Source organism: Micropruina glycogenica (assembly GCF_900289045.1).
GTDB classification, from domain to species: Bacteria; Actinomycetota; Actinomycetes; order Propionibacteriales; family Propionibacteriaceae; genus Micropruina; species Micropruina glycogenica.
In genome coordinates, this window is record NZ_LT985188.1 from 507,414 (window position 1) to 534,349 (window position 26,936).

Here is a 26,936-nt window from a genome sequence, read left to right on the forward strand (position 1 = left end):
GCCTCGGTAGCTCAGTTGGATAGAGCAGCCGCCTTCTAAGCGGCTGGCCGCGAGTTCGAGTCTCGCCCGAGGCGCCTTCACGAGAGCCAGTGGTTGTGCCGCCGTCGGCGGCCTACGCCGAGGTGTCGTCCAGCAGTTGCAGCAGTTCGTGCGCGGCCACTTCGACCGTCTTGTGCCGCCACTCGGCGGCGCGGTAGACGCAGGCGATCAGTGCGCTGCGGTGCACGCGGCGAAAGTCGCCCACCACGAACGCGTAGCGTGCTTTGGTGTCGTCCGTTGCGCCCTCGGTGAGCCCCAGATGCCAGGCGGCGTAGTCGTCGAAGGTGTGGTTCTCGAGATACGCGTTCTCGGCCGCGGCGTCGGGTTGCGCATCGCCCCAGTCGCTGTCGAGCACGTACTGTCGGCTCTTGATCAGCGTGCGCGTGTGTTCGACAGCCGCGTCGTTGAGTTGGTAGCTGGCCATGGGTGACTGTAACCGACAGTGCTGTCTGGCCAACGAGGCGGGCTGTCACCGACTGCGCACCATCGCTGATGGACGCCGGCCCGATCAGCGCGCACGATGGAGGTCGTGACCGAGCCGAATCGTCTGTTGCTCGCCGGGGTGGCAGCCCCGATCGTCTTCGTCGGCTCGTTTCTCGTGCAGGGAGCCGTCCGCCCCGGTTACGACCCCCTGCGGCACCCGGTGAGCGCACTCAGCCTCGGGCCGGGCGGCTGGGTGCAGATGCTCACCTTCTGGGTCACGGGCGCGCTGATCATCGCCTTCGCCCTCGGGCTTCGCGCAGCCGGTGTCGGCCGCGCCACCCCGATTCTGATCGCGATCGTCGGGCTGGGGCTGATCGGCGCCGGGTTCGCTGCGTGCGACCCGATCAGCGGGTACCCGGTGGGTTCGCCGATACCAGCCCCGCGCACAGCGCACGGCATCGCCCACGACCTGTTCAGCACGCCGGTCTTCACGCTGCTGCCCGCCGCCATGATCGTGATGGCCAGGCGGTTCCACCGGGCCGGCGACGCCGCATGGGCGTGGCTCAACGCGATCGCGGCGCCCGTCTTCTTCGGCTGCTTCGTGCTCGCCTCGATGGGGTTCAGCCAGCACCCGGCGCTCATGCCGTACGGCGGCCTGTGGCAGCGGCTCGCGCTGATCATCGGCCTGGGCTGGTTGGCGGTGCTGGCGATTCGGCTGCGCCGTCCGCTCACCTCGGCCCGAAGCGGCCGTCCCATCGCCCGGTAGTCTTGCCGGCATGGCGACGGACACCATCACCCGGCACGGCCGCGTGCTCAACGGCATTCCGTCGCAGCCGGACGTCTCGGCACCGTTGCCCAAGCGCATTCTCACCAACCCGTGGACCTGGATCGGCCTGGTGTTCACACTCGTCTACGCCGCCGCGCTGTGGTCGCAGTACGCGCTGATGACGGCCGACATTCCGGTGCGCGACGGCACGGTGCCCGGCATGAACTTCTCGGCCATTCGCGACGCGTTCTGGTACGCGGTGCCCACCCTGCTGTTCTGGATCGTGGTGTTCGTGATCGCCGACCGGTTCCGGCCGCAACGGCTGCTGCTGTGGTGGCTGGCACTGGGCTGGGGCGCGTGCGTCGCCACCTTCTTGTCGCTGCACATCAACACCTGGGCTTCCGAGCAGCTCAGCATCGGCGGCGACGGCGACCCCACTACCGGCGCACGGGCCGCGATCTACATCGCACCGTTCGTCGAAGAGGCGGCCAAGGCCACCGTGCTGTTCTGGATTGCGATGTTGGTGCGCTACCAACTGGTCACAAAGCTCAACGGAATCGCCCTGGCGGGCCTGTCGGCGGCCGGCTTCGCCTTCACCGAGAACATCATCTATTACGCCCGCGCGATCATGTACTCGAGCTCGACGATCGGCACCGGCGACGCCGAGTCGGCGGTGCAACAGCTGGTCTGGCTGCGCGGTTTCTGGACGGCGTTCGGTCACCCCCTGTTCACGATGATGACCGGGCTGGGCCTGATGGTCGCGCTGCGGACGCACAGCAAGGTGGTGCGGGTGCTGGCGCCGATCACCGGCTACCTGTTGGCGGCGCTGCTGCACATGTTCTTTAACTCGCAGGCCACGTTCGCCGCCGGCCAGATGCAGTACGTGATCTACTTCGCGGTGCTGCTGCCCATGGTGATCTCGGCGGTCATCTACGCCGTTCGGCAGTTGTTCGCCGAGAGCCGCAAGATACGCGCCCGGCTCACCGACTACGTGCGCATGGGCTGGCTGAGCCCTGCCGACCCCGAGACCGCATCACGGGTGCGCCGCCGCGCCTGGGCGCTGATGGTGGCCGCGACCCGAGGCTGGGCGGTGCTGCGTGCCACGTTGAGTCTGCAGCGCACGCTCACCGAGCTGGCCTTTCTGCGCGACGCCGAGGTCAAGGGCGTCATCGATTCCGCCGGTCAGCAGCGCGCCACCGAACTGCTCTATCAGACCCGCTCGCTGCGCGGCCTGGCCATCGACGACCCGCAGGGTCAGCGCCTCTCGCTGCCGCGCCTACGTCGATCGAAAGCCGTCGACTACCAGCCGCCCAACTATCCGGGCCCGGCAGGACTCGGCGGCAACTGGCCAGCAACTCCGGGCTCGGCACCGTTAGGATCACAGACGTATTCGAGAGTGGACCCGACCTGGGGGCCACCCAGGTCGTAGGGGAGCTGCATGAGCGCTGGCCAACTGGCGGAGTCGCTCAGCCATTTGCGTGACGCCCTGCAGCGGGCCCGGCTGCCGCTCGACCTGCCCGGCAGCACCCTCACGGGCCGGCTGCAACGCGACATGGTCGCGCAGCTCGACGACTATCTGCTGCCTCGCCTCGACCGACTGGACGCACCCCTGCTGGCGGTGATCGGCGGCTCGACCGGTGCGGGCAAGTCCACCCTGATCAACTCCATGATCGGACGAGCGGTGAGCCGCACCGGCGTGATCCGTCCGACCACGCGTTCACCGGTTCTGGTGCACAACCCCGACGACGCGCACTGGTTCGGCCCCGACCGCATCCTGCCCGGACTGGCCCGGTCGCTGGAGGCCGCCAACGACACCCGCACCCTGCAACTGGTCGCCGAGCCCACCCTGCCGCAGGGCCTGGCGATTCTGGACGCTCCCGACATCGACTCGGTGGTGGCCGAGAACCGTGCGCTGGCCGCGCAACTGCTGGCCGCGGCCGACCTGTGGCTGTTCGTCACCTCGGCGGCCCGCTACGCCGACGCCGTGCCTTGGGAGTACCTGAAGTCGGCCGCCGAACGCAGCGCCGCCCTGGCCGTGGTGCTGCAGCGCGTGCCGCCGGCGGCGATGACCGAGGTGCCGAGTCATCTGGGGCAGATGATGGCCGATCAAGGTCTGGGCGATTCACCGCTGTTCGCCGTGCCCGAAACCGTCACCGACGCCGACGGACTGCTGCCCGACCAGGCGGTGGCACCGATTCGTGACTGGCTGGCGGCGCTCGCCGCAGACGCCTCGGTGCGGGCCCAGGTGGTGCTCACCACCCTCGACGGTGCCATCGGCGCGGTGTGCCGCAACGCTCCCAAGGTGGCCACCGCCGTGGACGACCAGGCGAGCGCGATCGAGCAGCTGCGGGCCGACGCCGAGGGCTCGTACCGCGAAGCCGTGCGCACCGTCGGGGTGCAGACCGCCGACGGCACCCTGCTGCGCGGCGAGGTGCTGTCACGCTGGCACGACTTCGTGGGCACGGGCGAGTTCTTTCGTGCCGTCGAGCAGAAGATCGGCTGGCTGCGTGACCGGCTGGTGGCGTCGCTGCGCGGTGAGCCCAAAGAGGTCAACGGGGTGAAGCTGGCGGTCGAGTCGGGCATGGAGATCCTGATTCGTGAAGAGGGCGAGGCAGCGGCCGAACGCACCGAGACCGCCTGGGCCAACCAGCCGGCCGGACGGCAGTTGCTGGGCGCCACCCGCGTCGACCTGAGCCACGCCTCGCCGGACTTTCAGGCTCACGTGGCGCTGGCCATTCGCAACTGGCAGGCCGACGTGCTCGAACTGGTCAGCAGTGAGGGGGCGTCCAAGAAGTCGAAGGCGCGTTTTCTGGCCCTGGGTGCCAACGGCGTGGGCATCGCGTTGATGATGGTGGTGTTCTCGACCACCGGCGGTCTCACCGGTGCCGAGGTCGGCGTCGCCGGCGGCACCGCCGTGCTGGCGCAGCGGGTGCTCGAAGCGGTGTTCGGCGAAGACGCGGTACGCCGGCTCGCCCAGCGTGCCAAACAAGACCTGGACGCCCGCGTCGAGGGCCTGATGGCGAGCGAACTCGCTCGCTACGAGACGGTGCTCGACGACGCCGGTATACGACCCGACGCGGCCCAAGGCATCATCACCGCCGTTGCGGACGTGAACGAGGTGCGGGGGTCGGATCAGCGGCTCACCGCCCCCACTCGCGAAGAGTTGGAGGGGTTCAAGGCGACCGCGACGCAGGTGGCCGATCGTCCGGCCCTGACCGCCGACGTGGTGGAGGCCGAGTTGCTGTCGGGTGCCGAGGGGTCCGAGCCGGACCAATCGTCGAAGTCGTATTTGTCGCAGGGGGAGCAGCGGTGAGCCGACCCCTGCCCGAGCGGCTGAAGGCGCTGCAGCAGGCCGTGGAGTTGAGCCGTGGCCGATCGTCCGACGACGTGGTCGACAGGGCGGCGGCCGCGGTGAAGCGCGCCGACCAGCGGGTGGCGTTCTCGGGCAATCACACCGTGGTGGCGCTCGCCGGCGCCACCGGGTCGGGCAAGTCGACCTCGTTCAACGCGATCAGCGGCACCGAGTTCGCCCCGACCGGCGTGCGCCGTCCGACCACGTCGCAGGCGATGGCGGTGGGCTGGGGGTCCGAGCTGCCGGGTGATCTGCTCGACTGGCTGGACGTGCCGCGGCAGCACCTGGTGCCGGCCCGGCGCAGCGCCTTCGAGAATCTGGTGCTGCTCGACCTGCCCGATCACGACAGCACCGAGGCCGAGCACCGCATGACGGTTGATCGCCTGCTGCCGTTGGTCGACATGCTGATCTGGGTGGTCGACCCGCAGAAGTACGCCGACGCCGCCCTGCACGACCGCTACTTGAAGCCGCTGGCCGGCTACGCCGGGGTGATGGTCGTGGTGCTCAACCAGAGCGATCGGCTGCGCCCCGATGAGCTCACGCAGGCGATGACCGACCTGCGTGCACTGCTCGACGCCGAGGGGCTGGGGCAGGCCAGGTTGATGGCCATGTCGGCGCTCACCGGCACGGGGGTGCCCGAACTGCGCGAGGTCTTGGCCCGCGCGGTCGCCGACAAGAAGACTGTGAGCGCTCGCATCGCGGCCGACGTCGGTGAGGCGGCGAAGGCCCTGGCGGGTGAGTTGGGCGACTCGACACCGACCCTCGATCGCAGGCTGCGTGCCCCCTTGGTGGACGCGTTGGCTGACGCGGCCGGGGTGCCGATCGTCGTCGAGGGCGTCCGAGACGCCTGGAAGCTGCGGGGTGGCCAGGCCACCGGCTGGCCGTTCGTCACCTGGGTTTCTCGGCTCAGGCCCGACCCGCTGCGGGCTTTGCGGCTCGATCAGAAACGCGGCGAGTTGGCGCCCACCGTAGTCAGCCGCACCTCGTTGCCGGGTGCCAGCGCGGTGCAGCGGGCCCGCCTCGATCGTGGCCTGCGTGAGTTGGTGGACGCTGCCGCCGCGGGTCTGCCTCGCGGGTGGGCGGCCGCCGTGCGTGACGCGGCGCGTGGCCGCGAGTCGGTGCTGCTCGACCGGCTCGACACCGCCATCGCAGGGGCCGATCTGCAACTCGACCGCGGCACCGCCGGGTGGGCGGTCGTCCGGGCGCTGCAGTGGGTACTGATGGGCGCGGTGCTGGCCGGTCTGTTGTGGACGCTGTTCATGATGTTCGCGCCCGCCATGGGGCTGATGGGTATGCCGACCGTGTACTGGTGGGGCTGGCCCGCGCAGTTCGTGCTGCTGGCCGTTGGCGTGGTCGCCGGGCTGGTGCTGGCCGGCGTGTCTCGGCTTGCGGTGTCGATCGCGGCCCGGGCCAAGGCGAACCGTGCCGACAGAACGCTGCACGAAGCCATCGCAGAAGTCACCGACAGCGAACTGCTGGCCCCGGTGCAAGACGAGCTCGATCGGCACCGGCGGGCCGTCGAGGCGGTGCAGCGGGCGGCGTAGCCGGAGATGACGAACTGGTCGTGACCGTCACCCTCATCCCGGCGCAGGTTCCATACGGTCATCCCGGCGCAGGCTTCGGTACCCCGTCATCCCGGCGGACGCCGGGATCTCTGCCGCCACCTGAGTCGACGAATATGAACACTTTCGCGATCTCGGTCACATGCTGATGGTGACCAGTTCCCAACCCAAGGAGTCACTCATGGACGCAACCATCACCGTCACCGGCAACCTCGGCAGCGAGGTCGACCTACGCACGGGGCCGAACAACGAGTGGGCGTTCGCCGCGTTCCGGCTGGCGTCCACGCCGCGGGTGCTGCGCAGCGGCTCCTGGCGCGACGGCGACACCACCTGGCTGAACATCAACTGCCGTAACCGGTCGTTGTCGCTCAACGTGGCAGCCAGTCTGGCCAAGGGTGACCCGGTGGTGGTCACCGGTCGGCTCAGCACCTGGTCGTGGGTCAAGAAAGACACCGGCGAGGTGCAAGAGCGGTTGGTGCTCGAGGCGGTGTCGGTGGGCCACGATCTGTGTCGCGGAACCACCACGTTTCAGCGCGCCGAGCGTGCCCTGCCCGAGCTGCCCGCACCCGACCCGTCGGTGTTCGACGAACAGAGCCACGACGAAGAGTCCGGCACCGATGCGGCCGACCCGTCGGCCGACATCGAGCCCGACACGATCAACTCCGAGAAGGCACGCGCCGCCACGAAGGCCGCCTGAGCGGTTGCCGCTGGTGGACCTTGTCGAGACGGGAGGGCTCGACCGACGGTTCTCGTCATCCCGGCGAACGCAGCGATCTCCTCACACGGGATTCGTTGTCACCCGGGTGGGCTCGCCCGGCCGAGTTCGCCATCCCAGCGAACGCCGGGATCTCCTCACTGGATGCGTCCTACCACGGGTGGACTCGTCCGACCGACTTCGTCATCCCGGCGAACGCCGGGATCTCATGGAAACGGCGCAGGGGCAACTCCGACGGAGGCAGGCTTGGCCTAACATTTGGTCGAGCCGTTCGACGCCGCGACTGCTGACATCGCGGCGTTCGCCGGATGCGGGGTTCGTGACGCCCTTGGTCAGTCGCGGGTCAGCCGGCGGTGCTTACTGGCGTGCGGACGGGCAGCCTCGACACCGAGCCGGGCGACCTTGTTCTCTTCGTAGTCGGCGAAGTTGCCCTCGTACCAGAACCAGTTCGCCTCGTCGGCGTCCGTGCCCTCCCAGGCCAGAATGTGGGTGGCGACGCGGTCGAGAAACCAGCGGTCGTGGCTGATGACCACCGCGCAGCCGGGAAACTCCAGCAGCGCGTCTTCGAGCGACTGCAGGGTCTCGACGTCCAGGTCGTTGGTGGGCTCGTCGAGCAGCAGAAGGTTGCCGCCCATCTTCAAGGTGAGCGCCAGGTTCAATCGGTTGCGTTCACCGCCCGACAGCACGCCGGCGAGCTTCTGCTGGTCGGGGCCCTTGAAACCGAAGGAGGCGACGTAGGCTCTCGACGGCATTTCGAAGCTGCCCACCTTGATGTGGTCGAGGCCGTCCGAGACGACCTCCCACACGTTCTTGCTCGAATCGATGCCACCGCGCGACTGGTCGACGTAGCTGATCTGCACGGTCTTGCCCACGTCGAGTGACCCCGAGTCGGGCTGCTCCTCGCCGACGACCATCTTGAACAGGGTGGTCTTGCCGACGCCGTTGGGCCCGATGATGCCCACGATGCCGGCCCGGGGCAGGGTGAACGACAGGTCGTCGATCAACACGCGGTCACCGAAGCCCTTGGTGAGTTTCTTGGCGTCCAGCACATCGGAGCCGAGCCGCGGGCCGGGAGGAATGTTGATCTCGGCCAGATCGACCTGACGGTTGCGCTCGGCCTCGGCTGCGAGTTCTTCGTACCGGGCGAGGCGGGCCTTGTTCTTGGCCTGCCGAGCCTTGGGGTTGGCCCGCACCCACTCCAGTTCCTTCTCGAGGATCTTGGCGCGCTTGGCGTCCTTCTTGCCCTCGATCTGCAGCCGCTGTCGCTTGGTTTCGAGGTAGGTGGAGTAGTTGCCTTCGTAGGGGTGCAACCGGCCGCGGTCGATCTCGCAGATCCACTGGGCCACGTTGTCGAGAAAGTACCGGTCGTGAGTGACGGCCAGCACGGCACCCGGGTAGCTCTTCAGGTGTCCCTCCAGCCAGTTCACGCTCTCGGCGTCGAGGTGGTTGGTGGGCTCGTCCAGCAGCAACAGGTCGGGTTGCTGCAGCAGCAGCTTGCACAGCGCCACCCGGCGCCGCTCGCCACCCGAGAGCACGTCGACGATGGTGTCGCCGGGCGGGCACTGCAGGGCGTCCATGGCCTGCGCGAGTTGGCTCTCCAGATCCCACGCCTGGCGGTGGTCGAGCTCGGTCTGCAGGTTGCCCATCTCTTCCATGAGCGCGTCGAAGTCGGCGTCGGGGTCGGCCATCTGCATGCCGATCTCGTTGAACCGATCGAGCATGCCCTTGGTTTCGGCCACGGCCTCTTCGATGTTCTGCATCACCGTCTTGCCCTCGGTGAGCGGCGGCTCCTGCAACAGAATGCCCACGGTGGCACCCTTCTTGAGGGTCACGTCGCCGTTGTCGGGCTGCAGCAGGCCGGCCATCAGCTTGAGCATGGTCGACTTGCCGGCCCCGTTCGGGCCGACCACACCGATCTTGGCGCCCTCGAAGAACGACATGGTGACGTTGTCGAGCACCAGTTTCTCGCCCAGCTTCTTGCGGACGTTGTGCATGGTGAACACGAACTCGGGCATGCGGTCACCTCGACGTGGTGGTGGGGAACGGAACCCGACGAGTATAGGGCCATCGTGGCCGGTGCCCGGCACACGTGCAGACCCTCAGTCGGCTGGCGCGAGCAACTCGGCCAGGGTGATGGCCCGCCGGACGGTCAGGTCGGCGATCTGCGTGCGGCACGAGAACCCGTCGGCCAGTACCAGCGCATCGGCCGGTGCGTCGGCCAGGGCGGGCAACAGGTGCAGGCCCGCCACGGCCACCGACGTCTCGTAGTGTCCGTGTTCCATGCCGAAGTTGCCGGCCAGCCCGCAGCACCCGGTCACGGTCACCACATCAGCACCGGTGCGGCGCAGCAGCGCGGCGTCGGTGGCCCAGCCGAGCACCGCGCGATGGTGGCAGTGCGGCTGGGCGACAATGGTGCGGCCGGTGAGATCGGGGGGCGTCCAGCCGTTCGTTTCGGCCAACAGTTCGGCCAGCGTCAGAACGCGGTCACGCACGTGCCCGACCCGCGCATCGCGCACCAGCTCGGACGCTTCGTCGCGCCACACGGCCAGGCACGACGGCTCAGCACCCACGATCGGCACACCGCGCGCAGCCAGGGGTGCCAGCACGTCGAGCGCGGCCGTCAATCGCGCCGCTGCGGCGTCCAGTTGGCCCGTGCTGATCCAGGGAAGGCCGCAGCAGGCCGGCTGCTCGATCAGCCGGGCACGGTAGCCGGCGGCGGCCAGCACCTGCAGGGTGGCCTCGACCTGGCCACCCTCGAAGCCGCGTGAGAACGAGTCGGCCCAGACCGCTACCTCGAGGCCGTCGCACCCGGGCGTGCCGCCGTCGATCGGACGTTCCCTGAGCCGCGGCAGGCCGCGGCGCGCGTCGACGCCGGCGGCCCGCAACGCCGTTCGACGCAGCCAGGGCACGGTGGCCAGGGCGTTGGCCAGCCGCGCCAGCGGCGGGTGGTTGGTGAACAAGTCGGTCCAGGTGGGCAGGCGGCCCAGCGTGTAGTGGGTGAGCGGACGCAGCCGGCCACGGTAGGCCCGGTGCAACACTTTGGCCTTGTCACGCGCGATATCGACCCCGGTCGGGCACTCCGTGGCGCACGCCTTGCAGGCCAGGCACAGGTCGAGGGCCGCGATCACCGCCGGCGACCGCGGCGAGGTGATCAGGCTGCCGTTGGCCAGCTCTTGCAGCACCCTCGCCCGGCCACGCGTCGAATCCTGCTCACGGCGGGTCACCTGGTACGAGGGACACATGCCGTCGGCCGCACCGGCCGCCACGCATCGTCCGACCCCTGAACACCGGTGGACGTCGGCGGCGAGATCGTCCAGCGGGTGAGCAACCTGGGCCAATCGCAGGTCGGCGTCGACGGCTGCCGGCCGCACCATGACCCCCGGGTTCAGCAGGTCGCCCGGGTCGAACAGCGCCTTGACCTGAGCGAACAGGTTCAGCGCGGCGGGGGAGTACATGCGTTCCAGCAGAGCGGAGCGGGCCCGGCCGTCGCCGTGCTCGCCCGACAGAGAGCCACCGTACGAGGCGACCAGGTCTGCGGCCGCCTCGACGAAGCGCCGATACCCGGCGGCTCCGCCGACCCGGCCGAGGGGAAAGTCGATTCGGCAGTGCACACAACCCTCGCCGAAGTGCCCGTACGGCAGCCCGTGCAGGCCGTGCTCGGCGAGCAGCTGCTCGAAGTCACGCAGGTAGTCGCCAAGCCGTTCGGTCGGCACGGCGGCGTCCTCCCACCCCGGGTGAGCGGGATCGGTGAGAGCGATGGCGGCGTACCCCGCCCCGTCGGAACGCAACCGCCACAGCGTCGCCTGTTCGGCCGGTTCGGCGATCACCCGCGCGGCAGCGCGGCCGATCGTGAGTGCGGCCGCCCGGTCAGCCACTTCGCCGGCGTCGTCACCCGCGAGTTCGACCAGCAGCCACCCCGCGCCGACCGGAAGGTCGGGCACGGCTCCAGCCCCGTGCCGGGCCCGCACCACGTCGACGATGCGGGCGTCCAACCCTTCGCACGCGGTAGGCCTGAATGCGAGCACCGACGGTACGGCGTCAGCGGCGTCGGCAAGAGTGGGGTACCCCAGAACCACCAGGCACCGGTGCCCGGGGTCGTGCGACAGCCGCACCTCGGCCCGGGTTATCACGCCCAGCGTGCCCTCGGAGCCGACGAGAAACCGGGTGACGTCGAAGCCGTGCTCGGGCAGCAGGTGGTGCAGCGCGTAGCCCGACACCTGGCGTGCAAAGCGTCCGAACTCGGTGCGAATCAGGCCCAGGTTGGCCATGGTGAGTCGGTGCAGGCCCTGCACGATCGGCGACGGGTGTGTGCGCAGGTCGTCACCGCGGCGCAGATTCAGCCGCTCGCCCGTGCCGGCGATCAACTCGAGCCCCTCGATCACGTCGCTGGTCTTGCCGTAGCCGAGGGCACGCGAACCGCAGGCGTTGTTGCCGATCATGCCGCCGACGGTGCAGCGGTTCGCCGTTGATGGGTCGGGCCCGAACCGCAACCCGTGCGCCCGTCCGGCAATGCTCAACACGCCCTGCACGACCCCCGGTTGCGCCACGGCCCGAGCCGACGACGGGTCGAGAGAGACGATGCCGTCGAGTCGACGGGTGTCGATCACCAGACCGGGCCCCACGGCATTTCCGGCACACGAGGTGCCGGCGCCGCGCATGGTGACGGGCAGCCGGTCGGCCAGTGCGCGGTCGACCGCGTCGGTCAACTCGCGGGTGTTGGCAGGCACGCAGACCGCCTCAGGCACCACCCGGTACAACGAGGCATCGGACGAATAGAGCGCGCGGCTCAGCGTGGAGCGATCAAAGGCAGGAGCCCCCACGGGCTCAGTCTGCCACCTCGACCACGGCCTTCATCGCACGGCCCAGCGCCTCGAAATCTTCGCCACTCACCACGTCGACGAGTGCTGCCCGCACTGACGCGACGTGTGCCGGGGCGGCCGTCTTGAGCAGATTCAGGCCGGTTGCGGTCAGCACCGCGATCACACCGCGGCGATCGCCTTGACAGCTCTTGCGTAGGATCAGGCCCTTGGACTCCATGCGGGCGACCGTGTGGGTGAGCCGTGAGCGTGACTGGCGCACGCGGTCGGCCAGCTCCGACATGCGCATCTCGAGATGGTCGGCCTCCGAGAGGTTCACCAAGATTTCGTACTCGCCCAGATCGAGGCCGAACGGACGCAACTCGGCATCGAGGCGTTCGTTGATGCGGCTCACTCCGGCCAGATAGGTTCGCCAGATCGTCTGCTGCTCCGAGGTGAGCCAGAGCCGGTCAATCGTTGTGGTCACAGTCCACAGTGTAGCAAATATGATTGAAGTCTAAACCACAATGCCTCAAACGGTCGAAACTGCGGAAAAGTACCTAGCCAATCCGGCATCCGGCCGGTGACGCACGGTGGTTGACGTGTGCTCGGCAGGTAGACTAGCCGCCTGCGCGACAGCATGCACAGAGCGCGTCCAGCGGTGCCCTGCTGGCCTGGTCCCCCTACTATGGTCGTCTAGTCGGCACCGTCGCCGCTGCCGGGACAGGAGTGACATGAACGCCGAGGCCGATGCCCTTCTGAACGGCAAGCCCGAATCGATCGGTGACCTCTTCGACTGGCGGGTCGCCACCACGCCCGACGACGAGGCGTTCCGGTACCCCGACTCATCCGATGGCTGGGTGTCGCTCACGTGGGCCCAGACCCGCGAGCGGGTGCGTGAACTGGGGGCGGGGCTGCTGACCCTGTCGGTCGGGCAGGCCGAACGAGTAGCCATCGCCTCCACCACCCGACTGGAGTGGATTCTGGCCGACCTGGCCGTCAACGTCATCGGTGCGGCGACCACCACGATCTACCCCAACACAGCCCCCGACGACTTTCAGTACATCGTGAACCACTCCGCGTCGAAGGTCCTGATCGCCGAGAACGCCGACCAGGCCGCGAAGCTCGACGGTTCTGATGCGAGCGTCGATTTCGTGGTACTGATCGACGGCGAGGGCGACGGCGAGCACACGCTGTCGTGGCAGCAACTCATCGAGCGTGGCCGGCAGAAGCTTGCCGAGCAGCCCGACTGCGTCGAGCAGGCGCGCGAGGGCGTCGGTTTCGACAGCCTGGCCACCCTGATCTACACCTCGGGCACCACCGGACGGCCCAAGGGCGTCGAGTTGGTGCAGAGCAACTGGATGTCGGTGGGGTACGGAGTCGAGGAGTTGCAGATCATCGACGCCGACGACGTGCAGTACTTGTGGCTCCCGCTGTCGCACGTGTTCGGCAAGTGTCTGATCGGCATTCAACTCGTCATCGGTTTCACCTCGGCGGTCGACGGCCGCATCGACCGCATCGTGCCCAACCTCAAGCATGTGCAACCCACCTTCATGTGCGGGGCGCCGCGCATTTTCGAGAAGGTGCGCGCCACCGTGTTGTCGATGGGTGCCACGGGCCTCAAGGGCACCATCTCCCGGTGGGCGTTCACCGTCGGTAGGCAGAGCAGGCCCTACCGCCTCGAGAATCGGCCGATGCCGCTTCTGCTCAAGGTTCAGTACCGGCTTGCCGACCGGCTGGTGTTCTCGCGCCTGCGCGAAACGATGGGCGGCAAGATGCGCTTCATGGTGTCGGGTTCGGCCAAGCTCAACGCCAAGGTTCAGGGGTGGTTCTACTCGGCCGGGCTGGTCATCATCGAGGGGTACGGGCTCACCGAAACCACTGCGGTCTCGTTCGTCAACGTGCCCGCCCATCCGCGTTTCGGCACGGTCGGGCAGGTGCTGCCCGGCACCGAGGTGAAGATCGCCGACGACGGTGAGGTGTTGCTGCGCGGCCCGGCCATCATGACCGGCTACCACAACGCTCCCGACCTCACCGCAGAAGCGCTGGTCGACGGCTGGTTCCACACCGGCGACATCGGTCACCTGGACGGCGACAACAACCTCACCCTGACCGATCGCAAGAAAGACCTGATGAAGACCTCGGGCGGCAAGTACGTCGCGCCGCAGAAGGTCGAGGGTGCGTTGGTGGCGGCGATGCCGTTCGTCAGCCAGGCCGTGGCGGTGGGTGAGGGACGAAAGTACATCTCGGCACTGCTCACCTTGGACGCCGACAACGCCAAGCGCTGGGCCGCACACAACGGCTTGGCCGATGCCAGCTACGCCGACATCGTCGCCAGCCCCGCCGCGCACGAAGCGGTGCAGAACTTCATCGACAGGGCCAATCAGGGCCTCCAGAGGTGGGAGAGGGTGAAGAAGTTCACGATTCTGCCCCAGGAGTTCAGCGTCGACGAAGGCGAAGTCACCCCCAGCATGAAGATCCGCCGGTCGCAGATCGCCGAGAAGTACGCCGACGAGATCGACGCCATGTACGACAAGGAAGACATCGACGAGTGAGCCAGGGCGCTCGGCCGGCGGTGATTCCGGTGCCGCTGCGATGGGTCGACCTCGACGCCCAGGGCCACGTCAACAACGGTGTGGTCGCCGACTATCTTCAAGAGGCCAGGGTTCGGTTTCTGCTCGACGGTGACAACGCCGCCCTGCTCGGCAACGGCACGCTGGTGGTGGGGCACCAGATCGAGTATCTGGCGCCGGTGGAGTTCGCCGCCGACCCGGTCGAGGTGCACCTGAGCGTCGGCGAGGTCGGCGCGTCACGGTTCACCATCGGCTACGAGGTGGTGCAGCAGGGGCGGGTGGCGGCCCGGGCCCGCACGGTGCTCTGCATCTTCGACTTCGAAGCCGGACGGCCGCGGCGCATGACGGCCGACGAACGCGGCTGGTTTCAGGCGCGCAGCGAGCCGCTCGAGCCGCTGCGACCGCTGGGTAGGTGGCGTCCGGGGCCCGTCGCGTACGAGGCCCCGTTGATCGTGCGCTGGACCGACCTCGACGCCTACGGCCACGTCAACAACGTCCGCTTCTTCGACTTCGTCGCCGAGGCTCGAGTGCGCATGTCGAGCGACGCCGACCGGTCGGGCAACCGCATGAGCGCGGCCGAAGAGGTGGGGCAGCTCTGGATGGTGGTGCGCCAGGACGTCGACTATCTAGCCCAGCTCGACCACCGACTCGAGCCGTATGTCACCCGGGTGGCGGTCGCCGACATCGGACGCACCTCGATGACGCTGGTGGCCGAGGTCACCGACCCCGACGCGGGCACGGTGTTCGCCCGCGCCCGCACCGTGATCGTCTGTGGCGACCAGTCGGGTCGTCCGGTGCCGGTGCCGGACGAACTCAGACACGGCTTGGAGACCTGGCCCGCTCAGCCTCAGTGACGTCCATCCCTGGCGGATTTTCAGCGACTCTTCAATGTAACCTTTATCAGATTCTGAAATCAGCAATTATGCGCACATGAGCACCATTGTTTGCGGGTGATCGTGCTGATCAAATGCGGCCTAATTACTCGTGCTATGTCCGCATTCTCAACCCGACCAACCAGCCGCTGACTGGTGGCTGACCGGCTTCAGGTGGGGCGTGCTGTCGGACGCGAGCGAACCCAGCGTGGATCTGGCGATCACGCTGAAAGACGGTGTGATGTGTCAAGCATTTCTGGGCGGGATCGCGGGCTGCGATTACCGGAATCTGCGGGTTGACGGCACGACTGTGTCGTTCACGTTCTCAAGGCCGTTCGCACCCCAAACTCCGCGAACGCCGGTCGAGGTGGCCGCCATCGAAGAGGCGAACAGCGCCGTCGTCAGCGCCTACCAGGCAGAAGGTTTTCCGAGCAGCGACCCGAACGTCGTCGACGCGGAGTTTCTCGACGTTGCGGTGCCTCAGCATGCTGCGCATGGGCGACTTCTTCGGCTTGGCCGTGAGGCCAGTTGGCGAGCGAACTCGGCCTGCCGATCGGAACCGTGGTCAGTCGCCTCGCGTCCGCCTTCAACGTCGCCGAGGAGGTTGTCGCGCGCAGTGGTGGAGCGGCGTCGATTCGGACTTCGGTGTCTGGGTCGGCCGGATCGAGAGCTACTTGGGGCTGCCCCTCGACTTCGCCTGCTACGTCGAGATCGACAACACCGGCGGTGCGAGCGATCTGGTGCTGCAAAGCGCGAACGCATCCGAAGGCAGTTTCGTGGTGGGTCCGCCGACCTGGATTCCGCAGGGCATGGTTGCGCGGTTGGTGCTGCGCGACCCCAAGCCGAGCATTCACGGGTCGGACGGCACCATCCGATATGGCTATTCCAATGCTGATCTGACGATGCAGGCCGTCACCTTGCACTTCGAGTGCCCCACGGGAATCCTCAGTAACAAGGCCACGTCATCACAGGCTGCCAGGGTCACTTGGGCGAAGTCGACCAATCCCAAGTGCACCTGGAGCACCCGGGTACCGTCCGGAGGCCACCCCTTGTTCGTGGGCCACGTGATCGGCGGCGGCCAACCGCACTAGACCCGGGCCTTGCGACCTGGGCCGGTGCGCCGGTCGAGCGTGTCGAGACCCAGGGTTTCGACAAGCTCAACCAGCGCTCTGCACGCCCAACCAGCGATGCTCAGCTACCGGCGGGGGTGCTCTCGGACGCCTTGCCGGTGACCTTCTCGACCAGCGCGGCCAGGTCGACACCGGTGGTGTTCTTCAGCAACTCCATGGTCTGCACCACGTTGTCGTTGACCTGCCGGGGCAGTGCTCCGGCGCCGTCGGTGGACACCACGGTGAGTTTGTCGATGTTGGCCATCGGCAGGGCCACCTCGCGGGCCACCTGCGGCAGCACCTTGACCAGCATTTCAAGAACCGCGGCCTCGTTGTAGCGGGCGTAGGCGTCGGCGCGCTTGTTCATCGCCTCGGCCTCGGCCTCGCCGGTGGCCAGAATGGACGCAGCCTGTGCGTCGCCCTCGGCGCGCACCGCGTCGGCCTCGGCGACGCGGCGGGCCTTCTCGGCCTCGCCCCTCTTGGCACCCTCGATGGCTTCGGCTTCTGCCAGGGCCGCGCGGCGTGACTTGTCGCCCTCACCGGTCAGTCGAGCCTTCTCGGCCTCCGCTTCGGCGGCGGCGATAGCGGCGGCCTTGTTGGCCTCGGCGGTCAGAATCGCCGACTGCCGCCTGGCGGCCGCCTCGGTTTCGACCCGGTAGCGCTCGGCGTCGGCCGGCTTGCGCACCTCGGTGTCGAGTTGGCGTTCCTTCAACGCCGCCTGGCGCACGGCCACCTTCTCTTGCTCGGTGAGAATCGCCTGGTCGCGGTCGGCCTGCGCCAACGGGCCGGACGCCGCGGCCTGCGCGGCGGCTGCGTCGGTCTCGGACTTGATCTCGGCGCGCTTGAGCATGAGTTCGCGCTCAGAGATGGCGATCTGCTGCTCGGCGGCCAGCCGCGACTGCTCCGCGGCCTGCCGCGACTGCGCCTCGGCCACTGCCGCGAGCTGCTGCACGCGCGCGGCCTCGGGGCGTCCGAGGTCGGAGAGGTAGGTTCCGTCGTCGGTGATGTCCTGAATCTGGAACGTGTCGAGCACCAGGCCCTGCCCGGTGAGCGACGACTCGGCCTCGTCGGCGACGCGCTGGGCGAACGCCGCGCGGTCACGAATGATCTGCTCGACGCTCAGGCCGCCGATGATGGCACGCAGGGACCCTGCCAACGTTTCTTGGGTGAAGGTCTCGACCTCGTCCTGCTGCTGCAGAAAGCGCTGCGCGGCCGCCCGCACCGAGTCTTCGTTGCCGCCCACCTTGACGATCGCGACGCCGTCGAGGTTCAGCTTGACGCCCTGGCCCGAGACCGCGCCCCTGATCTGTACGGGAATGCGCCGGCTCTGCAGGTCGAGCACGTGCAACCGCTGAACGAACGGCAGCACGAACACGCCACCGCCCATCACCACCTTCTGACCCGACAGGTCGGTCGACACCTGGCCGGTGACGGCGTTGCGCACCTCTTTGCCGCGGCGTCCGGTGACGATGTAGGCCTCTTGCGGGCCGGCCACCTTGTAACGGCTCACGATGAGGAGACCGAGCAGCACCAGCAGCACGACCAGGCCGAGAATGGGCAGCAGCAACGGGGGAAGATCGAACATCGGACTCCTTCAAGTTCAGCGGTAGGTGGGTATGACCTTGACCGACGTGGGTGACAGCACCTCGACGACGGTGACCTGGGTGCCAGACGGCAACGGCATGCCGGCGCGGGCGTTCAGCCTGGTGAGATGACCGGCGTTGACGACGCTGACGGTGCCGTAGCCGTCGGCGGGAATGTCGCCCACCACGGTGCCGGTCAGCCCGGTCAACGACTGGGAGGTGGGGGTCGTGCCGCTGCCGCTGTCTTTGAGCCGAACGGTGACGGCGCCGACGGCGAGGCCCAGGGCAACGCCTGCGATGAGGCCGGCGATGGCCGCGAGCCAGGGGTTGTCGGTGAGCGCGAGTGCCGCCGCTCCGACGAAACCGACACCGCCGAGAAAGCCTGCCAGCGCCGCTCCGGTGAACCAGTCGCCGCCGCCCAGGGCGTCCAAGGCGCCGTCGAGATGATCACCGACGAACAGGGCCACCAGGAGCAGCACAATGCCGATCACGCCGATGGCGAGAAAGACGATCAACGAAGCCCCCTTGCCTCTGACTCTAGCTCAGGGGGGTGCCACCACCCCCGCGACTGGGTGGCGCACGTCATCACGGGCTTGACCCGGGATCTCGCATGCTCCGAGGGAGATCCCGGCGTCCGCCGGGATGACGAGGCCTCACGCCGTTGCGGCGCCGGTTGAGTCAAGCGCAACGAAAAGCGGGTGGTGCCTCATCCCGGGCTTGATCCGGGTCTCGCTGCCCCGAGCGGCTGAGAGATCCCCGGCGTCCGGTCGGGGAGACATGCAGGCCCAGCGTCGGAAGATCCCGCCCGATCAGTGGGAGTCGACTGCTTCGACCTCGGAGCGATCGCCCGACCACTGGGTGTGGAAGGTGCCGTCGGTGTCGACACGGCGGTAGGTGTGCGAGCCGAAGAAGTCGCGCAGACCCTGGGTGAGCGCGGCGTTGGTGCGCTTGGCCCGCACCAGGTCGTAGTACGACAGCGCCGAGCTGAACCCGGGGATCGGCACGCCCGCCTCGCTGGCCTTGGCCACCACCCGACGCCAGGCGTCGTTGCAGTTGGCCAGTTCGGCGCTGATCGACGGCGCTTCGAGCAGCGTTTCGAGGTTGCCGGCGGCGTATTCGTTGCTGATGCGGTCGAGCAGCTTGGCGCGAATGATGCAGCCGGCGCGCCAGATGCGGGCGCAGGCGGCCACGTCGATGTCCCACCCGTATTGCTGCCCGGCCACCTTGATCAGGTGCAGGCCCTGCGCGTAGGCGATCACCTTGGCGCACCACAGCGCCTGACGGACGTCGGCCACGAACGCGTCGCGGTCGTCGGTGTTGATCGTGCCGTCGGGGCCCTGCAGCGCGGCTTGGGCGGCGGCTCGCAGTTCGGGGCTGCTGGACGCCGCGCGGGCGAACACGGCCTCGGCGATCGCCGCGGCCGGCACGCCCAGGTTGAGCGACTCCATCACGGTCCAGGTGCCGGTGCCCTTCATGCCCGCGGCGTCGACGACCACGTCGACCAGGGGCTTGCCGGTACGGGCGTCCACCTGGCGCAGCACCTCTGAGGTGATCTCGATCAAGTAGCTGTCGAGGTCGCCGGTGTTCCACTGGGCGAACACGTCGGCGGCCTCGGTGGCCGACAACCCGGCACCCTTGAGCAGGTCGTAAGCCTCGCCGATGAACTGCATGTCGGCGTACTCGATGCCGTTGTGCACCATCTTGACGAAGTGCCCGGCGCCGTCGGGGCCGATCCAGGTGCAGCAGGGCTCGCCGTCGTACTGCGCGGCCACCTTTTCGAGAATCGGGCCGATGTGGGCGTAGGAGTCCTTGGGCCCACCCGGCATCATCGACGGGCCGAGCAGGGCGCCGGTCTCACCACCAGAGATGCCGCAGCCGATGAAGTTGAACCCGAGTTCGGACAGCTTCTTCTCGCGCCGGCGGGTGTCGGGAAAGTAGGTGTTGCCGCCGTCGACGATGATGTCGCCCTGGTCGAGGTGGGGCAGCAGCGCGTCTATGGTGGCGTCGGTGGCCGGGCCGGCCTTCACCATCATGATGATGCGGCGAGGCTTCTCGAGCGAGTCGACGAACTCTTCGACCGACTCGGACGCCACGAAGCCGGCTTCGGGGTGCGCGGCGAGAACGTCTTCGGTCTTGGCGTAGGTGCGGTTGAAGATGGCGGTCTTGAAACCCTTGCTGGCGAAGTTGCGCGCCAGGTTCGACCCCATCACCGCCATGCCGACCACGCCGATCTGCGCGCTACCCGTCTTGTCGCTCACCGAATGTTCCTCACTGTCGAGAATCCGCCTTGTCGATCATGTCAAAGTGGCCCTGGTTTGGGGAGATGTTCATTCGGACGTGGACAAACCCGTTGCGAGGCGCCCGACGCCGACACGGCGAAAGGTGCGGGCGCCATTGTTGATCCTGCCCTAATACGGTCAGCAGCGCATTCGGTTGCCGGTTCTTGCCGGACGGTGCTCAGCGCGACTCAGTGCCCGCACTGCCGGTTCGGCGCACGGCTGAGGGCAGCAGGCTGATCTTGGTCCAGATCTTGCCCGACAGGTTGTTGGTCAACTCTTCGATACCGGCGATCGTGGCGAGCGTCGTCCGATCGTCGGAATGTTCGCCGAACAGGGCGGCGGTCTTGCCCAGCATCGACAGCAACTCCGAGCAGTAGTCGAGATAGTTGGCGAGCTCGATCGCGGTCATGCCCAGCGGCACGCTCGCGGTGGTGGCAGCGAAGTCTGCACGCAGCCGTGCGGGGTCTTTGGTCAACTGGTGCATGTCGACGACATGGGCCAGTGAGCGCAGCCGCTGCAGGGTGGCCAGGTCGCCGTGCCGCTGCAGCCGGTCGGGCAGCGCCCAGAGAAAGTAGATGGCGATGCCGGCGAACACCACGTCGTTGACGAGCGACTCGAAGATGCTCAGCCAGTCCCAGCCGTGCGGTTCGCCGGCGGGCGACGCCTGCACGGCAATGGTCGCCAGCGCCACCACCAGGCCCGCGACGACCAGCGCGATGCTCACCCGGCACGCCAGCACCAGCCAGCGTCGGCGGGCGCGCCACACGCTCTGCCGTTCGCTGAGGTGGTCGATGACCTCGATCAACTGCCCCGGCAGCCGGGTCAGGTTGCGGGTGGGAAAACGTGCCTTGATACGGGCGTCCAGGCGTTCGACGGTGGCGCGCACCGAGGCAGCGTCCAGGTGCTGCGGGTCGGCGGGCAGGGTCGGGTCGGACACGGCGCACACCCTACCGAGGGCAACCCGCGGCAACCACCCGCCCGGCTCGCTGACGATGCCATAGGCTCACAAGCCCCACCGACGAAAGGCAGGCACCGTGGCCCGTCGACTCTCTCGCTCGAAAGACGGACGGCCCACGCCGCCGGTTCGCATGGTTCACCTGGGGCTGGGCAACTTCTTTCGTGCCCACCAGGCCTGGTACACCGACCGGGCGGCCGACGCCGACCAGTGGGGCATCGCGGCCTTCGCCGGGCGGTCGATGGGCATCGGGGCCGAACTGCAACGGCAAGACAACCTGTACACGCTGGTGAGCGTCGGCCCCCAGGGCAACGAGTACCGGGTGATCAGTTCACTGGCGGCCACTCACACGGGCACCGATGTGGCTGCCCTGTCGGGTTACTTCACCGACCCTGCGGTGAGCGTGGTCACCATGACCATCACCGAGGCCGGCTACGTGCGCAACGAGCGTGGCGAGCTCGACGCGGGCAACCCCGACGTGGCCTCAGACATCGACGTGATCGCGGCCGGCAACCTGAACGCGGTGCGCACCGCTCCCGGCAAGCTGGTCGCCGGGCTGGTGGCTCGCCGTGACGCAGGTGCGGGCCCGATCACGCTGATCAGTTGCGACAACGTGCCCGACAACGGCGCCATGCTCGAGCGGGTGCTGCGTGACATGGTCTCGCGGGCCGTCCCCGACCTGGAGCAGTACCTCGACGACGAGGTGGGTTTCGTGACCACCATGGTCGATCGCATCACGCCCCGCGCCACCGACGCCATCTGGCAGGCGGTGCAAGACGAGCAGGGCGTCGACGACCCGGCCGCCATCGGCACCGAACCGTTCAGCGAATGGGTGCTGGCCGGCGACCTCAAGGGGCAGGTGCCCGACTGGGCGAGCGCGGGGGCCGTGTTCGTCGACGACGTGGTGCCCCACGAGTTGCGCAAGCTGTGGCTGCTCAACGGGGCGCATTCGATGCTGGCCTACGCCGCCACCATCAAGGGGCACCAAACCGTGTCGGACGCCATCGCCGACCCGATCGTGCGCGGCTGGGTCGACGAGTGGTGGGACGTGGCCGCACGCCAGTTGCCGCTCGACGACGCCGTCATCGCCGACTACCGTGCCGCACTGTTGGAGCGGTTCGGCAACCCGCGCATGCGTGACCAGCTCAGCCGCATCGCGGCCGACGGGTCGCAGAAGATTCCGATTCGCATCGTCCCGGCGCTGGTGGCCGACCGCAAAGCCGGCAACAGCCCGTTGGGTGCCGAGCGGGCGGTGGCGGCCTGGACCCTGCACCTGCGCGGGCTGGGTGCGCCGTTCAACGACGCGCGGGCCGACAAGATCGCCGACCTGGGCTCCGGTTCGCTGGAGGACTCGGTGAGCAAGGTCTGCGGTTTTCTCGAGATCGACGATCGTGACTCGAAGGCCAGCATTCTGGCCCTGGCGCGGCAGTTGCAGGGATGACCACGGGGGCCGCACCGGCCGGCGCGAAGGTGGTGCTCGGGCTCGACGTCGGCACCACCGCCGCCAAGGTTTCGGCCTTCGCGCTGGGTGGCGGGTGGCGCGGCGGCGCCGCGAACGAGTACCCGCTGCAGCAGCCGCAGCCCGGCTGGGAGGTGCAGGACCCCGAGGTGATGTGGCGGGCCCTGCGCGAAGGCCTGGCCGAGGTGGCGGCGTTGCTGGGTGAGGCGAGCGTCGTCGGCATCGGCGTGTCCACCGCCATGCACGGTCTGATCGGGTTGGACGCCGAGCATCGCGCGATCACGCCGTTGCTCACCTGGGCCGACTCGCGGGCCGCCGAGCAGGCCATGGCTCTGCGCGGCACCGAGTTGGGACGCCGGCTGCACCACACCTCGGGCACGCCCGTGCACTCGATGTCTCACCTCACCAAACTGCTCTGGTACGGCGAGCACGAGCCCGACCTGCTGGCCTCGGCGCGGTGGTGGGTGGGGCTGAAGGACTTCATCGTCCATAAGCTCACCGGCGAGTTGGTCACCGAGGTGTCGAACGCGTCGGGCACGGGGCTGCTCGACCTGTCGACGTTGACCTGGAACCCCGAGGCGCTCGAGTTGGTGGGGGTGGACGCCGACCGGCTGCCGCCCGTCCGAGCGACGACGGACGCGCTGCCCCTGACCGATTCGCTCGCCGACGAGGTGGGCCTGCCGCGCGGGCTGCCGGTGGTGCTGGGCGCCGGCGACGGGCCCTTGGGCAACCTCGGCGTCGGGGCGCTCGAACCGGGCGTGGTCGGCTTGTCGCTGGGCACGTCGGGGGCGGTGCGCATGATCACCGACCGCCCGTACGTCGACGAGGCGGGCAGGCTGTTCTGCTACAACCTGGCCGAGGGGGCGTGGGTGCTCGGCGGAGCGGTCAGCAACGGCGGCATCGTGGTGCGCTGGGCGGGCGATGTGTTCGGCGTCGACTTCGCCGACGACGCCGGCGGCAACCCCGACGGCATGCTGCTCGACCTGGCCCGCCACGTGCCGATCGGTTCGGAAGGGCTGGTCATGCTGCCGTTCCTGATGGCTGAACGGGCGCCGTTGTGGAACCCGTCCATTCCCGGGGCGTTTCTGGGGGTGCGGCGTGGTCACGGCCGGCAGCACTTCGTGCGCGCGGCGGTCGAGGGAGTGGCGCTGATGTTGTCGGCGATCTTCGACGAGCTCGACCGGGTGACACCCGTACGTCAGATCAGGGCCACCGGGGGCGTGTTCCGCTCGACGGTGTGGCGCGCGATTCTGACCGCCGCGTTGGGGCGTCCGCTGGTGGTCACCGACGGGGCCGAGGGCACGGCCCTGGGTGCGGCGGCACTCGCCCTGTACGGGTTGGGTCAGGCCTCGTCGTTGCGCGACGGCCTGCTGCAGTTGGGTCAAGACGTCGGCTCGGGCGACGAACTGGTGCCGGACGAGGCCGAGGTTGCGGCCTACCGCGAGCTGCGGGCGGGCATTCCGGCGCTCCTGGAGCGGTACGACCAGGTGCGTACCCTCTTCGGCTGACGCCACCCGTTTCGCCGGGATGACGGATGGGAGTCAGCGGCGGTGGGTGACCTTGCCGGCCCAGACCGTGGCGACCACTGGGTCGGGCAGGTCGCGCCCGTGGTAGGGGTTGTTGCGCGACTTGGACGCCGAGGCGTCCCGATCGACCACCGCACGGGCGGACGGGTCGACCAGCACCAGGTTGGCCGGCTCACCCTCGGCGATCGGACGGCCCTGCGTGGCCAGCCTGGTCAGTCGGGCGGGGGCGGCCGACATGCGGTCGACAACGCCCGGCCAGTCCAGCCGGCCCGCATCGACCATCACCTCGATCACCACCGCCAGCGACTGCTCCAGACCGATCATGCCGGGCAGCGCGATGTCGAAGGGGTGGTCTTTGTCTTGCGGGGCGTGCGGGGCGTGATCGGTGCCCACCATGTCGATCGTGCCGTCGGCCAGGGCGGCCCTGACCGCCTCGATGTGTTCGTCGGTGCGCAGCGGAGGGTTCACCTTGAACGTGGTGTCGTAGCTCTCGACCTCGCGGGTGCCCAGGTACAGGTGGTGCGGCGTCACCTCGGCCGTCACGTTCACCCCGCGCGCCTTGGCCCACCGGATCACCTCGACGCCCTCGGCGGTCGAGATGTGGCACACGTGCAGCCGTCCACCCGACAGTTGCGCCAGTTCGACGTCGCGGGCGATGATCGCCGACTCGGCCTGCGCCGGCCAACCGGCCAGACCCAGCCGTCCAGAGATCTCAGACTCGTGGCAGCAGGCGGTCGGGCCGGCCAGCCGGGTGTCTTGGGAATGCTGGGCGATCACCGCGTCGAAGGTTTTGGCGTAGGTGAGGGCGCGGCGCATCACCAGCGGGTCCATCACGCAGCGTCCGTCGTCCGAGAACATGCGCACGGCCGCTGCCGAGCGGTTCATCAGTCCCATTTCGGACAACTGCTCGCCGGCCAGGCCCTTGGTGACCGAACCGATCACGATCACCTCGGCGTTGGCCGTGCGCGCGGCCAGCGCAGCCAGATACTCGGCGGCCTCGGCGGTGTCGGTGACCGGGTCGAGGTTCGCCATCGCGTGCACGGCGGTGTACCCACCGCGCGCTGCGGCCAGGGTGCCGGTGGCGATGGTCTCGGCGTCTTCACGGCCCGGTTCGCGCAGGTGCGTGTGGGGGTCGACCAGGCCGGGCAGGGCGAGCAGCCCGTCGGCGTCGATGCGCTCGGCGTCGGTGACGTCGGACGGAGCCACGAAGTGTCCGTTCGACACGCCCAGGTCGGCGGACGTTCCGTCGGCGAGCTGAGCGCCCGTGATCAGCAGATCCCTCATTCGGAGCTTCCTCCCAGCAGGTGGTAAAGCACGCTCATGCGCACCGAGACGCCGGCGGTGACCTGCTCGAGGATCAGCGAGTTGGCGGCGTCGGCGGCTTCGGAACTGATCTCGAGCCCGCGGTTCATCGGCCCGGGGTGGCAGATCGCGGCGCCGGGCTTGAGCCGGGCGAGCCGCTCGGGGGTGAGCCCGTACAGCTCGGCGTACTCGCGCTCGGTGGGAAAGAAGCCGCCGTACATGCGTTCGCGCTGCACCCGCAGCATCATCACCACGTCGGCGGTATGGATCACCTCGTCGAAGTCATTGGTGACCGCCACGCCCCACTCGTCCACCCCGGTGGGCAGCAGGGTGGGCGGCGCGACCAGGGTGACCTCTGAACCCAGGGTGCGCTGCAGCAGCACGTTGCTGCGGACGACCCGGCTGTGCAGCAGGTCGCCCACGATGGCGATCTTCTTGCCGGCGAACGCCTCGGCACCGCCCCCGCCCAAATGGCGGCGCATCGCGAAGGCGTCCAACAGGGCCTGGGTGGGGTGTTCGTGGGTGCCGTCGCCCGCGTTCACCACGTGCGCCCGCACCCAACCGGCTGCTTGCGCCACCGCCCCCGAGCTGCCGTGCCGAATGACGAAGCAGTCGGTGCCCATCGCGTCCAGGGTGAGCATGGTGTCGCGCAGCGACTCGCCCTTCGACGTGGACGACCCCTTGGCCGAGATGTTGATCGTGTCGGCCGACATCCATTTGCCGGCCAACTCGAAGCTCGTGCGGGTGCGGGTGGAGTCTTCGAAGAACATGTTGATCACGGTGCGCCCACGCAGGGTGGGCAGCTTCTTGATCTGCCGCTGCTGAATGGTGTGCATCTCGTCGGCGGTGTCGAGAATCGAGGTCACCTCGGCCAGGCTCAGGTCGGCGGCGCTCAGAAGATGTCGCATCAGCCCTCCGGCACGCTGATCGTGACGGCGTCGTGGTCGTCGATTTCGGTGAGCTTCACGTTGACGCGTGCCTCGGCGGGCGCCTGCAGTTGACGTCCGACGTGGTCGGCCTGAATCGGCAGTTCGCGGTGGCCGCGGTCGATCAGCACGGCGAGCTGGACGGACCGCGGCCGTCCGACTTCTTTGAGGGCGTCGAGAGCGGCGGCGATGGTGCGTCCGGTGAACAGCACGTCGTCGACGAGCACGACGGTTTGGTCGTCGAGCGGACGGGGGATCGCGGTGCGTCCGACCGCTCGGGTGGGCTGGCGGCGCAGGTCGTCGCGATACATCGTGACGTCGAGTTCGCCGATCGCGACTTCAGTGTTCTCGATGCTGCGAATGGCATCGGCCAAGCGTCGAGCCAGCAGCACGCCACGGGTGGGAATGCCCAGCAGCACCAGGTCGGCACTGCCGGCGTTGACTTCGACGATCTGGTGGGCCATGCGAGCAATGGCGCGAGCGATCTGATGGCCGTCCCACACGATGCGGGCGGTTGAGTTGGTCACGCAGGGGCTCCTAGCACCGTTCCTTCGACGATCCGGGCCGCGCTGGCGGACGGTCGTCTCAGGACTTCAATGTAGCGGTCCGCAGAACGCGGTTGCCACGCGATCGAAGTTTGGCCCAACGCCGGGGACGGTTCTCCAACCGGAAGGGGACGGTTCTCCAACCGGAAGGGGA

21 protein-coding genes, 1 tRNA gene and 1 pseudogene are annotated in these 26,936 nt (G+C 68.5%); 12 read left to right on the forward strand and 11 right to left on the reverse strand.

Annotated elements, in window-relative coordinates:
- A tRNA-Arg gene (locus MPLG2_RS02360) sits at positions 1 to 74 on the forward strand.
- A gap of 38 nt (positions 75 to 112) precedes the next feature.
- Here MPLG2_RS02360 and MPLG2_RS02365 read toward each other — a convergent pair.
- Positions 113 to 463 carry a hypothetical protein gene (locus MPLG2_RS02365; protein WP_105184750.1) on the reverse strand — a complete coding sequence of 117 codons (351 nt, stop codon included), beginning with the start codon at positions 461 to 463 and terminating at the stop codon, positions 113 to 115.
- Between the two features lie 105 nt (positions 464 to 568).
- Between MPLG2_RS02365 and MPLG2_RS02370 the strand changes: the two genes are divergently transcribed.
- The 5 genes from MPLG2_RS02370 (at position 569) to MPLG2_RS02390 (ending at position 6,839) form a co-directional block, all read left to right on the forward strand.
- Positions 569 to 1,228 carry a DUF998 domain-containing protein gene (locus MPLG2_RS02370; protein ID WP_231935755.1) on the forward strand — a complete coding sequence of 220 codons (660 nt, stop codon included), beginning with the start codon at positions 569 to 571 and terminating at the stop codon, positions 1,226 to 1,228.
- A 10-nt stretch (positions 1,229 to 1,238) separates the two neighbouring features.
- The gene (locus MPLG2_RS02375; RefSeq protein ID WP_105184752.1) at positions 1,239 to 2,657 is read left to right on the forward strand and encodes a PrsW family intramembrane metalloprotease; all 1,419 of its coding nucleotides are present in this window, start codon (positions 1,239 to 1,241) and stop codon (positions 2,655 to 2,657) included.
- A 9-nt stretch (positions 2,658 to 2,666) separates the two neighbouring features.
- Positions 2,667 to 4,541 carry a GTPase gene (locus MPLG2_RS02380; RefSeq protein ID WP_105184753.1) on the forward strand — a complete coding sequence of 625 codons (1,875 nt, stop codon included), beginning with the start codon at positions 2,667 to 2,669 and terminating at the stop codon, positions 4,539 to 4,541.
- Complete coding sequence (locus MPLG2_RS02385; protein WP_105184754.1) at positions 4,538 to 6,124, forward strand: P-loop NTPase family protein; 1,587 nt, start codon at positions 4,538 to 4,540, stop codon at positions 6,122 to 6,124. The genes MPLG2_RS02380 and MPLG2_RS02385 overlap by 4 nt, the downstream gene beginning before the upstream one ends.
- Positions 6,125 to 6,323: 199 nt before the next feature.
- Positions 6,324 to 6,839 (forward strand): single-stranded DNA-binding protein, encoded by a 516-nt coding sequence (locus tag MPLG2_RS02390; protein ID WP_158680799.1) that lies wholly within the window; start codon positions 6,324 to 6,326, stop codon positions 6,837 to 6,839.
- A gap of 350 nt (positions 6,840 to 7,189) precedes the next feature.
- Here the strand turns inward: MPLG2_RS02390 and ettA are convergent, their stop codons facing one another.
- From ettA to MPLG2_RS02405, 3 genes are all read right to left on the reverse strand, one after another.
- The gene (ettA, locus tag MPLG2_RS02395) at positions 7,190 to 8,872 is read right to left on the reverse strand and encodes an energy-dependent translational throttle protein EttA (RefSeq protein WP_105184756.1); all 1,683 of its coding nucleotides are present in this window, start codon (positions 8,870 to 8,872) and stop codon (positions 7,190 to 7,192) included.
- Positions 8,873 to 8,956: 84 nt separating this feature from the next.
- Complete coding sequence (locus tag MPLG2_RS02400) at positions 8,957 to 11,677, reverse strand: FAD-binding and (Fe-S)-binding domain-containing protein (RefSeq protein ID WP_105184757.1); 2,721 nt, start codon at positions 11,675 to 11,677, stop codon at positions 8,957 to 8,959.
- A gap of 4 nt (positions 11,678 to 11,681) precedes the next feature.
- Positions 11,682 to 12,140 carry a MarR family winged helix-turn-helix transcriptional regulator gene (locus MPLG2_RS02405; RefSeq protein ID WP_231935756.1) on the reverse strand — a complete coding sequence of 153 codons (459 nt, stop codon included), beginning with the start codon at positions 12,138 to 12,140 and terminating at the stop codon, positions 11,682 to 11,684.
- Positions 12,141 to 12,387: 247 nt separating this feature from the next.
- Here MPLG2_RS02405 and MPLG2_RS02410 point away from each other — a divergent pair, with 247 nt between their 5' ends.
- The 4 genes and pseudogenes from MPLG2_RS02410 to MPLG2_RS19220 all read left to right on the forward strand — a co-directional run bounded on the left by MPLG2_RS02410 (position 12,388) and on the right by MPLG2_RS19220 (position 16,189).
- Positions 12,388 to 14,208 (forward strand): AMP-dependent synthetase/ligase, encoded by a 1,821-nt coding sequence (locus MPLG2_RS02410; protein ID WP_105184758.1) that lies wholly within the window; start codon positions 12,388 to 12,390, stop codon positions 14,206 to 14,208.
- Positions 14,205 to 15,080: an acyl-CoA thioesterase gene (locus tag MPLG2_RS02415; protein ID WP_105184759.1), complete on the forward strand. Its 876-nt coding sequence runs from the start codon at positions 14,205 to 14,207 to the stop codon at positions 15,078 to 15,080. Before MPLG2_RS02410 ends, MPLG2_RS02415 begins: the two co-directional genes overlap by 4 nt.
- A gap of 130 nt (positions 15,081 to 15,210) precedes the next feature.
- Positions 15,211 to 15,501, forward strand: a pseudogene (locus MPLG2_RS19800) (DUF4474 domain-containing protein); the annotation flags it as partial.
- Between the two features lie 91 nt (positions 15,502 to 15,592).
- Positions 15,593 to 16,189, forward strand: coding sequence for a hypothetical protein (locus MPLG2_RS19220; RefSeq protein WP_231935757.1), 597 nt, complete (start codon positions 15,593 to 15,595; stop codon positions 16,187 to 16,189).
- A gap of 100 nt (positions 16,190 to 16,289) precedes the next feature.
- Here the strand turns inward: MPLG2_RS19220 and MPLG2_RS02425 are convergent, their stop codons facing one another.
- The 4 genes from MPLG2_RS02425 to MPLG2_RS02440 form a co-directional block, all read right to left on the reverse strand.
- Complete coding sequence (locus tag MPLG2_RS02425; protein ID WP_105184761.1) at positions 16,290 to 17,792, reverse strand: flotillin family protein; 1,503 nt, start codon at positions 17,790 to 17,792, stop codon at positions 16,290 to 16,292.
- Positions 17,793 to 17,807: 15 nt separating this feature from the next.
- Positions 17,808 to 18,305, reverse strand: coding sequence for an NfeD family protein (locus tag MPLG2_RS02430; protein ID WP_105184762.1), 498 nt, complete (start codon positions 18,303 to 18,305; stop codon positions 17,808 to 17,810).
- 294 nt (positions 18,306 to 18,599) lie between these two features.
- Positions 18,600 to 20,048, reverse strand: coding sequence for an NADP-dependent phosphogluconate dehydrogenase (gene gndA / locus MPLG2_RS02435; RefSeq protein ID WP_105184763.1), 1,449 nt, complete (start codon positions 20,046 to 20,048; stop codon positions 18,600 to 18,602).
- Positions 20,049 to 20,247: 199 nt separating this feature from the next.
- Positions 20,248 to 21,006, reverse strand: coding sequence for a hypothetical protein (locus MPLG2_RS02440; protein ID WP_158680801.1), 759 nt, complete (start codon positions 21,004 to 21,006; stop codon positions 20,248 to 20,250).
- Between the two features lie 97 nt (positions 21,007 to 21,103).
- On the opposite strand from MPLG2_RS02440, the gene MPLG2_RS02445 reads away from it, so the two are divergent.
- Both MPLG2_RS02445 and MPLG2_RS02450 read left to right on the forward strand, forming a co-directional pair.
- Entirely contained in the window at positions 21,104 to 22,465 is a 1,362-nt protein-coding gene (locus tag MPLG2_RS02445; RefSeq protein ID WP_231935758.1) for a mannitol dehydrogenase family protein, read from the forward strand.
- The gene (locus MPLG2_RS02450) at positions 22,462 to 23,991 is read left to right on the forward strand and encodes a gluconokinase (protein ID WP_105184766.1); all 1,530 of its coding nucleotides are present in this window, start codon (positions 22,462 to 22,464) and stop codon (positions 23,989 to 23,991) included. The genes MPLG2_RS02445 and MPLG2_RS02450 overlap by 4 nt, the downstream gene beginning before the upstream one ends.
- A 33-nt stretch (positions 23,992 to 24,024) precedes the next feature.
- Here the strand turns inward: MPLG2_RS02450 and MPLG2_RS02455 are convergent, their stop codons facing one another.
- Genes MPLG2_RS02455 through pyrR form a run of 3 tightly spaced genes read right to left on the reverse strand, consistent with a single transcriptional unit; the run spans position 24,025 to position 26,764 of the window.
- Positions 24,025 to 25,293 (reverse strand): dihydroorotase, encoded by a 1,269-nt coding sequence (locus MPLG2_RS02455; protein WP_105184767.1) that lies wholly within the window; start codon positions 25,291 to 25,293, stop codon positions 24,025 to 24,027.
- Positions 25,290 to 26,219, reverse strand: a complete 930-nt coding sequence (locus tag MPLG2_RS02460; RefSeq protein ID WP_105184768.1) for an aspartate carbamoyltransferase catalytic subunit — start codon at positions 26,217 to 26,219, stop codon at positions 25,290 to 25,292. Before MPLG2_RS02460 ends, MPLG2_RS02455 begins: the two co-directional genes overlap by 4 nt.
- The gene (gene pyrR / locus MPLG2_RS02465) at positions 26,219 to 26,764 is read right to left on the reverse strand and encodes a bifunctional pyr operon transcriptional regulator/uracil phosphoribosyltransferase PyrR (RefSeq protein WP_105184769.1); all 546 of its coding nucleotides are present in this window, start codon (positions 26,762 to 26,764) and stop codon (positions 26,219 to 26,221) included. Before pyrR ends, MPLG2_RS02460 begins: the two co-directional genes overlap by 1 nt.
- Positions 26,765 to 26,936: the final 172 nt, after the last annotated feature.

Coding starts and splice junctions, on each gene's coding strand:
- MPLG2_RS02365 (WP_105184750.1), bottom strand. CDS start 463: ATGGCCAGCTACCAACTCAACGACGCGGCTGTCGAACACACGCGCACG.
- MPLG2_RS02375 (WP_105184752.1), top strand. CDS start 1,239: ATGGCGACGGACACCATCACCCGGCACGGCCGCGTGCTCAACGGCATT.
- MPLG2_RS02380 (WP_105184753.1), top strand. CDS start 2,667: ATGAGCGCTGGCCAACTGGCGGAGTCGCTCAGCCATTTGCGTGACGCC.
- MPLG2_RS02390 (WP_158680799.1), top strand. CDS start 6,324: ATGGACGCAACCATCACCGTCACCGGCAACCTCGGCAGCGAGGTCGAC.
- ettA (WP_105184756.1), bottom strand. CDS start 8,872: ATGCCCGAGTTCGTGTTCACCATGCACAACGTCCGCAAGAAGCTGGGC.
- MPLG2_RS02410 (WP_105184758.1), top strand. CDS start 12,388: ATGAACGCCGAGGCCGATGCCCTTCTGAACGGCAAGCCCGAATCGATC.
- MPLG2_RS19220 (WP_231935757.1), top strand. CDS start 15,593: ATGGGCGACTTCTTCGGCTTGGCCGTGAGGCCAGTTGGCGAGCGAACT.
- MPLG2_RS02425 (WP_105184761.1), bottom strand. CDS start 17,792: ATGTTCGATCTTCCCCCGTTGCTGCTGCCCATTCTCGGCCTGGTCGTG.
- MPLG2_RS02450 (WP_105184766.1), top strand. CDS start 22,462: ATGACCACGGGGGCCGCACCGGCCGGCGCGAAGGTGGTGCTCGGGCTC.
- MPLG2_RS02455 (WP_105184767.1), bottom strand. CDS start 25,293: ATGAGGGATCTGCTGATCACGGGCGCTCAGCTCGCCGACGGAACGTCC.
- MPLG2_RS02460 (WP_105184768.1), bottom strand. CDS start 26,219: ATGCGACATCTTCTGAGCGCCGCCGACCTGAGCCTGGCCGAGGTGACC.